This window comes from Streptomyces sp. LS-MS-L19, from assembly GCF_058382285.1.
Genome location: NZ_JBYCLL010000001.1, coordinates 1,581,014 through 1,593,057, shown reverse-complemented (window position 1 = coordinate 1,593,057; position 12,044 = coordinate 1,581,014). Strand labels below are relative to the sequence as shown.

Genomic DNA, 12,044 nt, shown 5'->3' with positions numbered 1-12,044 from the left:
TCAGACCAGGAGGCCTCCGCAATGACCGCCCACCGCATTCCGCTCGCAGAGCTCGAGCAGGGGATCCCGTTCGAGCAGCGTCACATCGGTCCTGACCACGAAGCGCGGGCCAAGATGCTCGCCCAGGTCGGATACGGCTCGCTCGACGAGCTGACCGCCGCCGCGGTGCCCGACGTGATCAAGAACGCCGATGCCCTGGAGCTGCCCGGTGCGCGCACCGAGGCCGAGGTGCTGGCCGAGCTGCGGTCGCTGGCCGACCGGAACCAGGTCCTCGACTCCATGATCGGACTCGGGTACTACGGGACCTTCACGCCGCCCGTCATCCTGCGGAATGTGATGGAGAACCCGGCCTGGTACACCGCCTACACGCCGTACCAGCCGGAGATCTCGCAGGGGCGCCTGGAGGCGCTGCTGAACTTCCAGACCATGGTCGCCGACCTCACCGGGCTGCCGACCTCCGGTGCCTCGCTGCTCGACGAGGGAACCGCGGCCGCGGAGGCCGTGGCCCTGTCCCGGCGCATGGGGAAGAACAAGAAGGGGCTCTTCCTCATCGACGCGGACGCCCTTCCGCAGACCATCGCCGTCATCGAGACCCGCGCCGAGCCGACCGGGGTCGAGGTCGTCGTCGCGGACCTGAGCCGGGGCATCCCGGCCGAGATCGCCGCGCGTGAGATCAACGGCGTGCTCCTCCAGTACCCCGGTGCCTCCGGGGCCGTACGCGACATCAAGCCGGTCATCGACCAGGCTCATGAGCTCGGCGCGCTCGTGACCGTCGCCGCCGACCTGCTCGCGCTGACGCTGCTGAAGTCGCCGGGGGAGCTCGGGGCGGACATCGCGGTCGGGACCACGCAGCGGTTCGGGGTGCCGATGGGCTTCGGCGGGCCGCACGCGGGCTACATGGCCGTACACGAGAAGTTCGCGCGCAGCCTGCCCGGGCGGCTGGTGGGCGTGTCCGTGGACGCCGACGGCAACAAGGCGTACCGGCTCGCTCTCCAGACGCGTGAGCAGCACATCCGGCGGGAGAAGGCGACCAGCAACATCTGCACCGCGCAGGTGCTGCTCGCGGTCATGGCCGGGATGTACGCGGTCTACCACGGGCCCGACGGGCTGAAGGCGATCGCGCGGCGGACGCACCGGTACGCGAACCTCCTCGCCGCGGGGCTCACCGCCGGCGGGGTCGAGGTCGTGCACGGCGCCTACTTCGACACCCTCACCGTGCGCGTGCCCGGGAAGGCGGCCGAGGTCGTCTCCGCCGCACGGCGGAACGGGGTCAACCTGCACCTCGTCGACGCCGACCACGTCTCCGTCGCCTGTGACGAGACCACCGCGCGGGCCCAGGTGGGCGCCGTGTGGAACGCGTTCGGGGTCGAGGGTGACATCGAGGCGCTGGACGCGGCCACCGAGGAGGCGCTGCCGGACGCGCTGCTGCGCGGCGACGACTTCCTCGCCCACCCCGTCTTCCACCAGTACCGCTCCGAGACCGCGATGCTGCGCTACCTGCGCCGGCTCGCCGACCGCGACTACGCGCTCGACCGCGGCATGATCCCGCTGGGCTCCTGCACCATGAAGCTCAACGCGACCACCGAGATGGAGCCGGTCACCTGGCCCGAGTTCGGGCAGCTGCACCCCTTCGCGCCCGCCGAGCAGGCCGAGGGCTACCTGACCCTGATCCGGGAGCTGGAGGAGCGGCTCGCCGAGGTCACCGGGTACGACAACGTGTCCCTCCAGCCGAACGCCGGGTCGCAGGGTGAGCTGGCCGGGCTGCTCGCCGTGCGCGGGTACCACCGGGCCAACGGTGACGAGCAGCGGACCGTGTGTCTGATCCCGTCGTCCGCGCACGGGACCAACGCCGCGAGCGCCGTGATGGCGGGGATGAAGGTCGTCGTCGTGAAGACCGCCGAGGACGGCGAGATCGACGTCGAGGACCTGCGGGCCAAGATCGAGCAGCACCGCGACGAGCTCGCCGTGCTGATGATCACCTACCCCTCGACGCACGGCGTGTTCGAGGAGCACGTCGCCGACATCTGCGCGCAGGTGCACGAGGCCGGCGGTCAGGTGTACGTCGACGGGGCCAACCTCAACGCGCTGGTGGGACTGGCCAAGCCGGGGCACTTCGGCGGTGACGTCTCGCACCTGAACCTGCACAAGACCTTCTGCATCCCGCACGGCGGCGGTGGCCCGGGCGTGGGTCCCGTGGGCGTGCGGGCCCACCTGGCGCCGTACCTGCCGAACCACCCGATGCAGCCCGCCGCCGGTCCTGAGACGGGCGTGGGGCCCATCTCCGCGGCCCCCTGGGGCTCCGCGGGCATCCTGCCGATCTCGTGGGCGTACGTGCGGCTCATGGGCGGTGAGGGCCTTAAGCGGGCCACGCAGGTGGCCGTGCTCTCCGCCAACTACATCGCCAAGCGGCTCGAGCCGCACTACCCCGTGCTCTACACCGGACCGGGCGGGCTCGTCGCGCACGAGTGCATCATCGATCTGCGGCCGCTGACGAAGGCGACCGGCGTCAGCGTGGACGATGTGGCCAAGCGGCTCATCGACTACGGCTTCCACGCGCCGACCATGTCGTTCCCGGTGGCCGGGACGCTGATGATCGAGCCGACCGAGTCCGAGGACCTGACCGAGCTCGACCGGTTCTGCGAGGCGATGATCGCCATTCGCGCGGAGATCGAGAAGGTCGGCTCGGGGGAGTGGGACGCGGACGACAACCCGCTGCGGAACGCTCCGCACACCGCCGGGGCGCTGGGCGGGGCGTGGGAGCACGCGTACACGCGTGAGGAGGCCGTCTTCCCGGGCGGTGTCTCGGTCGCGGACAAGTACTGGCCGCCGGTACGGCGGATCGACCAGGCGTTCGGCGACCGGAACCTGGTGTGCTCGTGCCCGCCGTTGGACGCGTACGAGGACTGAGGTCGAGGTGCGGAGGGGGCCCCGTTCCGGCGGGGCCCTCTTTGCGTTCGCGTCGCTTCTAGACCGTCGCCAGGGACACGTCGGTCGACTTGATCAGGGCGACGACCGGGGTGCCGGCGGTGAGGGCGAGCTCGGTCGCGGAGTCCGCGGTGACCGCGGAGGTGAGCTCGCCTCCCTCCACGGCGACCTTGACGGTGGCCATGGCGGCTCCCGTGGCCACGGCGGTGACCGTGCCGGGGAGCTGGTTGCGGATGGACACACCCCGGACCAGGGCCGTGGCGAGGGAGACCTCCGTCGACTTCACCAGGGCGCGGACGGCTGAGCCCTGGGCGAGGCCGAGGTCCTCGACGGCGTCCAGGGTGATCGCGGCCGTCAGTTCCTGGCCGCCGTCGAGGCGGATCTTGACGGTCGCCATGGCCTCGCCCCGGGTGACGGTGGTGACGGTGCCGGGGAGCTGGTTGCGGATGCTCAGGGTCATGGGCATCAACGTAGGGCGTGCGCGGGGGCGCGGCGGGGAGCGGAGTCCGCGCGTGGCGGGTCAGCCGGTGTGGACGCGGGGGCGGCGGGCGCGGTCCGGTTCCGCTTCGCGCAGGACCTCGCGGGTGACCGGGGCGACCTCGCCCTGGCCGAAGAGGAAGAAGCGCAGGAAGTTGTGGAAGGGGTTGCCCTCGGTCCACTCGAAGTAGATGTGGGGGGTGCAGCGGGTCATGTCCCGGACGTGCAGGAGCAGGGCCGCCAGGGCGTTGGGGATGGAGGAGGACTCCAGGGTCAGCACGCGGTAGCGGTTGTGCAGGACCTCGCCGCGGACGGTCAGGCCCGCCTCGAACTCGGAGGGGTCCAGGACCGTGACCTCGACGAAGACGAAGTCCTCGCCGGGGATGTCGTTGTCCTCGCGGATCTGCTCGATCTTGTCCCGGTACTCGGCCTTGTCGCGTGAGTCGGGCTCGTTGGCGATGAAGCGCATCTTGCGGCTGGCCATGTCCCGGACGAAACGTTCCGCCATGTCGTCGAGGGTCACGCTGGTCACGCGCAGCTCGAAGGCGCGGGCGAGGCGGGACAGCAGGGAGACCAGGATGATGCCGGCGATGAAACAGGCGCCGATCTTCACGCCGTCGGGGCGCTCGATGACGTTGACGACGGTCGTGTAGAGGAACACCGCGGAGATGACCGCGAAGCCGATCGTCCAGCCACGCTGTCCGGCCTTGCGGGCGGCGATGGTCACCGCGATCGCCGCCGAGCTGATCAGGACCAGCACGCCGGTGGCGTAGGCGCCGCCCTGGGCGTCGACGTCGGCGTCGAAGAGCCAGGTGACCAGGAAGGCGATCAGGGTGAAGACGATGACCATGGGGCGCACGGCGCGGGCCCAGTGCGGGGCCATGCCGTAGCGGGGCAGGTAACGGGGCATGAGGTTGAGCAGGCCGGCCATGGCGGAGGCGCCGGCGAACCACAGGATCGCGATGGTCGAGACGTCGTAGACCGTGCCGAAGACGCCACCGAGGTAGTCGTGGGCGAGGTAGGCCAGCGCGCGGCCGTTGGCCGGACCGCCGGACTCGAAGTCCTTCTCCGGGATGAGCAGGGTGGTGATGAAGCTGGTGGCGATCAGGAAGCAGCTCATGATCACGGCGGCGGTGGTGAGCAGCTTCTTGGTGTCGCGGATACGGCCCGTGGGGCGTTCCTCGGTGTCGCCGTCGTCGCCCTGGACGTGCGGCATGACGGCGACGCCGGTCTCGAAGCCGGACAGGCCCAGCGCGAGCTTGGGGAAGACGATCAGGGCCATGCCGATCATCACGAAGACGTTGCCGTGTTCGGCGGTCAGGGCGCTGGACCAGTCGGTGACGACATGGCCGGCGGTGATCACGTGCCACAGGCCGACGATCACGACGACGACGTTCAGGGCGAGGTAGATGCCCACCAGGACGACCGCGACGCCGATCGCCTCCAAGAAGCCCTTGAGGAAGACCGCGCCGAGCAGGGCGACCAGGACCAGGGTGATGAGCATCTGCTGGTTGTGCAGGGTGCTGGTCAGGTGCGGGTTCTCGACGAGGTGGGTGGAGGCGTCGGCCGCGGACAGGGTGATGGTGATCAGGAAGTCGGTGGCGGCGAAGCCGAGCAGGGTCAGGACGAACAGCTTGCCCTGCCAGAACGACAGCAGGCGCTCCAGCATCGCGATGGAGCCCTCGCCGCGGGGGCTCTCCTCGGCGACCCGGCGGTAGACGGGCAGGGCGCCGGCCAGGGTGACGATCACGAGGACGATGGTCGCGATGGGGGAGAGGAGGCCGGCCGCGAGCGCGGCGATGCCGGGCTGGTAGCCGAGGGTGGAGAAGTAGTCGACGCCGGTCAGGCACATCACCCGCCACCAGCGCTGGCCCCGGTGCGCGGGTTCCGGATCGGCGTGCGGGCCCGTGTGGCCGCCCGGCTTGCCCATGTCGGACAAGCCCTCCAGCATCCAGGAGCGCAGGCGACTGGCGGGTGGCTGTTCGGTGGTGGCCATCGGGGGGTGCTCCAGAGGTGCGGCTCAGTTGCGGCCGCCCTGCTGACGGCGGGACCAGCGTAAGCGGAGAGTGACGTTTGGGCCCCCGGATGGAGGGCGTATGGGCGTCAAGCTTCCGTTAAGACTCGGGCCCTCTTCGCCCATCCCACCGTCCACCTCGAAGGACCTCCGACGACCTCGGACAACGGGGAACCACCCCGGGCGGATACGCAGCGTCATGGAGAAGGGGGTCCGTGAGGCGGCGGGATGTGCGGCTCGCGAGGGGGGCTCGCTCCGTTTCTTCGTAAGGATCGCTGACGTAGCCGAATGTTTCGGGTCCGGTGGCGTTCCCTGGGGGCGACTTCGGTTTGTCGTCGGCCGGATGGTCGCCGTGTACGGCATCGGGGGTGCCGGGTCGGCCGGACCGATCGCAAGAACCCTCCGGCCGCTGAAGCGGACGCCTTGTGGGACGAGTTGAGGGCCCGCCCTCCGAACATTCCCTGTGCACAGGGGGTTGCCACCTTTCAGTAGCTGTCTCTAGGGTGCGGCAGCAGCGAAGCTTTCTGGATCTCTTCCGAAACTTTCGAAACGCAGGACGGACAAGGACGTCTCCGTCCCGTACCCAAGGAGCGCAAAATGGGCGACCCGGCACTGTCCCGCCGTGGCTTTCTGGCGGCGTCCGCCGCGGCCGGTATCGGTATGACGGCACTGACCGGCTGTGGCGGCGACTCGGACGGAGGTTCGTCCGACGGGACGACCACGGTGGAGTGGTGGAACATCTCCACCACCGAGCCGGCGAAGAGTGTCTGGGCGAGCCTCGCCAAGAAGTTCGAGGCTCAGAACCCCAAGGTGAAGATAAAGATCGTCCAGCTGGAGAACGACGCCTACAAGTCGAAGATGACGGCGCTGACCGCCTCCGGGAAGCTCCCCGACATCTTCCACACCTGGGGCGGGGGCGTGCTCAAGCAGCAGGTCGACGCGGGGCTCGTCGAGGACCTGACCGACCGGACCAAGCCGTGGGCGGACGGTCTGCTGAAGGTCACCAAGGAGCCGTACATCTTCGACGACAAGGTCTACGGCATTCCGTTCGACATGGGCATGATCGGCTTCTGGTACAACAAGAAGCTCTTCAAGCAGGCCGGTGTCAGCGAACCCCCCACCACCTGGGGCGGCTTCCTGGAGGCCGTGAGCAAGCTGAAGTCGAAGAACATCACGCCCATAGCCCTCGCGGGCAAGGAGAAGTGGCCCGGCATGTACTATTGGGCCTACCTCGCGATGCGCACCGCCGGTATCGACGCCCTCCAGAAGGCCAGCGAGGACAAGGACTTCACCGGTGCCGGGTTCATCGAGGCCGGGCGGCACCTCAAGGAGCTCGTGGACCTCCAGCCCTTCCAGAAGGGCTTCCTCAACGCCGCCTACTCCACCCCGACCGGCCAGGCGGCCGCCGTGGGCAACGGCAAGGCGGCCATGGAACTGATGGGCCAGTGGGCCCCGTCCGTGGAGGCCGACTCCGGCAAGGGACTCGGCGCCGACCTCGGGTTCTTCCCGTTCCCCGCGGTCGAGGGCGGCAAGGGTGCCATCACCGAGGTGTTCGGCGGCGGCGGCGGACACGCCCTGCGCCGGGGCGCCCCGCAGGCGGCCGTCGACTTCCTGAAGTTCTTCGCCTCCGAGGCCACCGAACTCGAACTGGTCAAGAAGACCAGCGTCCTTCCCGTGCTGCCGAACGCGGAGAAGGCCATGACCGACCCCAACCTCAAGCTCGTACAGGCCCAGTTGAAGGCCGCCACCGGCTTCCAGCTCTACCTCGACCAGGCGTACGCGCCCGCCGTCGGCCAGGAGGTCAACGACAGCGTGGCCGCGCTGATCGCCGGGTCCAAGTCCCCCGAACAGGTCGCCCAGTCGATCACGCAGACCGCGAAGGAAGAGCAGTAGCCCGCGATGACCTCCACGTTCCTCGCAGACAAGCGGAGCGGTCCGGGCACCGAACTCCCGCCCCCGGAATCAGTCAGGGCCCGGGGGCGGGGCCGGCGGCGGGTGCTGCACTGGCTCACCGCGGTCGGCTTCCAACTGCCCGCCCTGGTGCTGTTCATCGGCATGGTCCTGCTGCCGATGCTGTTCGCGCTGTACGCGGCCTTCTTCCGCTGGGGCGGCTTCGGCATGCCCTCGGACTACGTCGGCACGGACAACTTCACGGACCTGTTCGACAACCCGGTGTTCCTGGGTGACCTGTGGCGCTGCCTGGTCCTGGTCCTGCTCTCCCTCGTGCTCCAGCTGCCGTTCGCGCTCGCCATGGCGGTCCTGCTCAACCAGAAGTTCCGCGGCCGGGCCGTCTACCGGATGCTGTTCTTCGCGCCCTACGTCCTGTCCGAGGCGATCACGGGCGTGCTGTTCAGCATGGTCTTCGCGCCGGACGACGGTCTCGCCGACCACGTCCTGGGCGCGGTCGGGCTCGACGGCGTGGGCGGGCTGTGGTTCGCCGACCCGTCGTACGTCATGGCGACGCTCTTCCTCGTCATGACCTGGAAGTACTTCGGCTTCCACATGATGCTCTACCTGGCCGGACTCCAGTCCATCCCACGGGAGTTGACCGAGGCCGCGCTCATCGACGGGGCCAGTGCCTGGCAGCGGTTCCGCAACGTCACCCTGCCGCTGCTCGCGCCCACCCTCAGGATCAGCGTCTTCCTGTCCGTCATCGGGGCGATCCAGCTGTTCGACCTGGTCTGGGTGATCACCCAGGGCGGGCCCGACCACCACTCCGAGACGATGGCCGTGACCATGTTCCAGTACGGCTTCAAGCGCTACCAGGTCGGCTACGCCAGCGCGATCAGCGTGGTCATGTTCGGCATCTGCCTCGTCTTCGCCCTCGCCTACCAGCGGTTCGTGCTCCGCCGCGACCTCGAAGGGGCCACCACGACGATGAGGGGGGACGGGAAGTGATCCGCAAGAACCTGCCGTTGCACGCGATCCTGCTGCTCGTCGGGGCCGTCATGGTCGTCCCCCTCGTCTACGCCGTCCTGTCCGGCTTCAAGTCCACCGACGAGCTCTCCAGCAACCCCTTCGGGCTGCCGAAGCGATGGCTGACCAGCAACTACACCGACATCCTCGGCGGCGGTGACTTCTGGCGGCTGCTCGGCAGCAGCACGCTGATCGCCGTCGGTACGACGGTGCTGGTGGTCGCGCTGTCCGCGCTGGCCGCGTTCTCGTTCGCGCGCTTCGCCTTCCGCGGCCGGGAGGCGCTGTTCACGCTCTTCACGATGGGGCTGATGTTCCCCTTCGCGGTGGCGGTGCTCCCGCTCTTCCTGCTGCTGCGCTCGCTCGACCTGCTGGACAACCCGCTCGGCGTGATCCTGCCGCAGGCCGCGTTCGGGCTGCCGATGACGATCATCATCCTGCGGGCCTTCTTCCGGGAGATCCCCGGCGAGCTGGAGGAGGCGGCCACCCTCGACGGGTGCTCCTCCTTCGGCTTCTTCTGGCGGGTGCTGCTGCCCATGGCACGGCCGGCGCTCGGCACGGTGTCGGTGCTCGCCGTCGTCACCAGCTGGAACAACTTCATGCTGCCGCTGCTGGTGTTCACCGACAACACGTGGTGGACGCTGCCCGTCGGTGTGCAGCAGTTCCAGGGGCAGTACTCCGCGGAGTACGCCCGTGTCTTCGCCTATCTCGTCCTGGCGATGGTGCCCGCCCTCGCCTTCTACTCGGTCGCCGAGCGCCAGCTCGTCGGCGGCCTGACCGCCGGTGCCACGAAGGGCTGACACCGGCGCCTACGAGAAAAGTACGGCTCACCCACCCCCGCACGTGAGGAGTCGCCCCATGCGCAAGAACCGTCTCAGACTCGTCGGAGTCCTGGTCGCGGGCCTGGTCGTCGCCGGGCTCGGCGCACCCGCCGCCGAGGCCCACGGCAAGCCGGCCACGCTCGCCGATCTCGCCGAGCGCCACGGCCGGTACTTCGGCAGCGCCACCGACAATCCCGAGCTCGTCGACGAGCCGTACAAGGAGATCCTGGGCAGCGAGTTCGACCAGATCACGCCGGGCAACGGCATGAAGTGGTACGCGACCGAGCCGCAGCAGGGGGTCTTCGACTTCTCCAAGGGAGACGAGATCGTGCGGCTGGCTCGCGCGAACCACCAGAAGGTGCGCGGCCACACGCTCGTCTGGCACAGCCAGTTGCCCGACTGGATCACCTCGCGGGAGTGGACGGCGGGGGAGCTGAGGGCCGTACTGAAGAAGCACATCCAGACCGAGGTGCGGCACTACCGGGGCAAGGTGTTCGCCTGGGACGTCGTCAACGAGGCGTTCAACGAGGACGGCACGTACCGCGAGACCGTCTTCTACAAGACGCTCGGTCCGGGGTACATCGCGGACGCGCTGCGCTGGGCGCGGCAGGCCGACCCGAAGGTCAAGCTGTACCTCAACGACTACAACATCGAGGGGATCGGGGCGAAGAGCGACGCGTACTACAACCTCGCCAAGGAGTTGAAGGCGCAGGGTGTCCCGCTCGACGGCATCGGGCTCCAGGCGCATCTGGCGCTCCAGTACGGCTATCCCACCACCCTGGAGGACAACCTCCGCCGCTTCGGCAAGCTGGGCCTCGACACCGCGCTCACCGAGGTCGACATCCGGATGATCCTTCCGGCGACAGAGGAGAAACTGGCCCAACAGGCCGAGTGGTACGCCGACTTGACCGACGCGTGCCTCGCGGTGCGGCGGTGTGTCGGCATCACGGTGTGGGACTACACCGACAAGTACAGCTGGATCCCGGCCTTCTTCGAGGGCCAGGGCGCCGCGCTGCCGTGGGACGAGCAACTCCAGCCGAAGCCGGCGTACTTCGCGATCAGGGGGGCGCTGAAGTAAGGGCGGTGCGGGTCCCGGCCGGGGGGGTGCAGGGCGGCGATGAGTGACGGGGGTGGGGGAAGTCCGGGGCGGGGGTCCCGTCTTCGCCGTTTGGGCGGACATCTGGGCGCGGCCATCGGTACGCCTGACCGCCGCGGGGATGGGGGTGCGATCTGAGGGTGGGTCGCACCCTCGGGTGGTCCGGCAGAGCGGCTGGGGGCGGGCCGCGGCGGGGGTGATCGATCTCGGGGCGGGGACACCTCGTGAGGTCGGTGCGGTGGCTCCGCCCCGGGCGTCGTCGGGGAGCGGTTGGTGGTACCCGTGCACAGGAGCCGAAGTCCTGCGTCGCGGTCGGCTTCCCGTCCCGGGAGATCGGCCCCCGCCAGATGGTGGCCTCGGTGCGAGCGGGTCGTCGTCGCCCGGGGCCCGGCTGCCGCGGAACGGGACCAGGCCCGGCCAGCTGTCCCGTCGAAGTCGCCCGCCTGGATGGTCGCCGTGGCGCGTTCGCCGGTGGGGCGTGGGGGTGCGCTGGCCTTCGGGCCGCGGGTTCGTTGACGGGAGGTGCGGTGGCTCCGGGGTATCGATGACCCGTCCGTGGCGTGGCCGGAGGGCGGTCCCCCCAGTGCACCACGGGGTGTCGGCGGGCGCACTGGTGGCGCTCCCGCTCGGCGGCTTTCGTCTGTGGCGGGTTGGACGGTGGGTGCTGGAGGGGCGGTGGCTTTACGGCCGGTCCTGGGCGCGCGGCTCGGACAGTTGGGGTGTACGACCTGCACCGTGCCCGTGGCTTCGTCAGTGGGGCCTTGGAGGGGCCGTGCTTGCGCGGTGTATCAGTTCTGTGCCCAGTTCGACTCGGGGGGTGTCGGGGACTTCGTTGCGGGCCAGTTTGAGGACTGTGCGGACGGCCAGTTTGCCCATGTCGGCCAAGGGCTGGCGGATCGTGGTCAAGGGGGGTGCAGACCAGCGGACTTCCGGAAGGTCGTCGAAACCGACCAGGCTCATGTCCTCCGGGACCCTGAGGCCGCGCCGCCGCAGGGCCTCGATCGCGCCCAGGGCCATCTGGTCGCTGGCCGCGAAGACCGCGGTCGGCGGCTCGGGGAGGCCGAGGAGTTTCTCGCAGCCGGCGAAGCCGGACTCCGGGTGGAAGTCGCCGGGGACGACCAGCGACTCGTCGAGGGTGAGGCCGGCGCCTTCCAGGGCGGCCCGGTAGCCGTCGAAGCGGGCCCGGGAGCACAGCAGTCGGGGCGGTCCGGCGATCAGGCCGATCCTGCGGTGGCCCAGCGACAGCAGGTGCTCGGTGGCCGCCAGTCCGCCCGACCAGTTGGCGGCTCCGATGGTGGGAGCGTCGAGCGAGGGGGAGCCGGCCGGGTCCACGACGACCAGGGGGACACCGAGGGCGCGGAGTTCGTCGTGGAGGTCCGTGTCCAGGGCCGAGGTGACCAGGATGACCCCGTCGGAGGCCCGGGCGCGCAGGTTGCGCATCCACTCGCGGGCCGCGCCGGAGCGGCCGTGGATCGCGGAGACCACTGTGCCGACGCCCTCGGCGTGGGCGATCTCCTCGACTCCCCGGATGATCTCCACGGCCCAGGGGCTGTCGAGGTCGTTGAAGACCAGGTCGAGCAGGGCGGCACGGGTGCCGGGGGCCGCCGGGCGCTTGCGGTAGCCGTACCGCTGGAGCAGCTCCTCGACCCGGGCGCGGGTCCGCGGGGAGACGTCCGAGCGGCCGTTGACCACCCGGGACACCGTCGGCACCGAGACTCCGGCCTGCCGGGCGATCTCCGTGATGGTGACCCTGCCCCGGGGCTCGGCACCGGCCTCGCCTGCTGTCACTTGCCCACCT

Annotated in this window: 8 protein-coding genes; 5 read left to right on the top strand and 3 right to left on the bottom strand. The window is 69.8% G+C overall.

The window, feature by feature from the left end:
* The first annotated feature begins 21 nt into the window (after window positions 1-21).
* Window positions 22-2,907, top strand: coding sequence for an aminomethyl-transferring glycine dehydrogenase (gcvP, locus tag AC2XR2_RS06920; RefSeq protein WP_491514588.1), 2,886 nt, complete (start codon window positions 22-24; stop codon window positions 2,905-2,907).
* Between the two features lie 58 nt (window positions 2,908-2,965).
* Here gcvP and AC2XR2_RS06915 read toward each other — a convergent pair whose 3' ends face one another.
* Complete coding sequence (locus AC2XR2_RS06915) at window positions 2,966-3,385, bottom strand: TOBE domain-containing protein (RefSeq protein WP_491514587.1); 420 nt, start codon at window positions 3,383-3,385, stop codon at window positions 2,966-2,968.
* A 60-nt stretch (window positions 3,386-3,445) separates the two neighbouring features.
* Window positions 3,446-5,398, bottom strand: a complete 1,953-nt coding sequence (locus AC2XR2_RS06910; RefSeq protein ID WP_330268281.1) for an APC family permease — start codon at window positions 5,396-5,398, stop codon at window positions 3,446-3,448.
* A gap of 615 nt (window positions 5,399-6,013) precedes the next feature.
* Between AC2XR2_RS06910 and AC2XR2_RS06905 the strand changes: the two genes are divergently transcribed.
* The 4 genes from AC2XR2_RS06905 to AC2XR2_RS06890 are packed head-to-tail and all read left to right on the top strand — an operon-like array spanning window position 6,014 to window position 10,228.
* Window positions 6,014-7,309: an extracellular solute-binding protein gene (locus AC2XR2_RS06905; protein WP_449351162.1), complete on the top strand. Its 1,296-nt coding sequence runs from the start codon at window positions 6,014-6,016 to the stop codon at window positions 7,307-7,309.
* Between the two features lie 6 nt (window positions 7,310-7,315).
* Entirely contained in the window at window positions 7,316-8,314 is a 999-nt protein-coding gene (locus tag AC2XR2_RS06900) for a carbohydrate ABC transporter permease (protein WP_449351163.1), read from the top strand.
* A 50-nt stretch (window positions 8,315-8,364) separates the two neighbouring features.
* The gene (locus AC2XR2_RS06895) at window positions 8,365-9,129 is read left to right on the top strand and encodes a carbohydrate ABC transporter permease (RefSeq protein WP_330269790.1); all 765 of its coding nucleotides are present in this window, start codon (window positions 8,365-8,367) and stop codon (window positions 9,127-9,129) included.
* Window positions 9,130-9,187: 58 nt separating this feature from the next.
* On the top strand, window positions 9,188-10,228 hold the full coding sequence (locus tag AC2XR2_RS06890) for a glycoside hydrolase family 10 protein (protein ID WP_491514586.1): 1,041 nt from the start codon (window positions 9,188-9,190) through the stop codon (window positions 10,226-10,228).
* Between the two features lie 768 nt (window positions 10,229-10,996).
* Here AC2XR2_RS06890 and AC2XR2_RS06885 read toward each other — a convergent pair.
* Window positions 10,997-12,034, bottom strand: coding sequence for a LacI family DNA-binding transcriptional regulator (locus AC2XR2_RS06885; protein ID WP_491514585.1), 1,038 nt, complete (start codon window positions 12,032-12,034; stop codon window positions 10,997-10,999).
* Window positions 12,035-12,044: the final 10 nt, after the last annotated feature.

Excerpts from the sequence above, each read along its gene's own strand:
- gcvP (WP_491514588.1), top strand. The coding sequence starts at position 22 with ATGACCGCCCACCGCATTCCGCTCGCAGAGCTCGAGCAGGGGATCCCG.
- AC2XR2_RS06895 (WP_330269790.1), top strand. The coding sequence starts at position 8,365 with ATGGTCGTCCCCCTCGTCTACGCCGTCCTGTCCGGCTTCAAGTCCACC.
- AC2XR2_RS06890 (WP_491514586.1), top strand. The coding sequence starts at position 9,188 with ATGCGCAAGAACCGTCTCAGACTCGTCGGAGTCCTGGTCGCGGGCCTG.
- AC2XR2_RS06905 (WP_449351162.1), top strand. The coding sequence starts at position 6,014 with ATGGGCGACCCGGCACTGTCCCGCCGTGGCTTTCTGGCGGCGTCCGCC.
- AC2XR2_RS06900 (WP_449351163.1), top strand. The coding sequence starts at position 7,316 with ATGACCTCCACGTTCCTCGCAGACAAGCGGAGCGGTCCGGGCACCGAA.
- AC2XR2_RS06915 (WP_491514587.1), bottom strand. The coding sequence starts at position 3,385 with ATGACCCTGAGCATCCGCAACCAGCTCCCCGGCACCGTCACCACCGTC.
- AC2XR2_RS06910 (WP_330268281.1), bottom strand. The coding sequence starts at position 5,398 with ATGGCCACCACCGAACAGCCACCCGCCAGTCGCCTGCGCTCCTGGATG.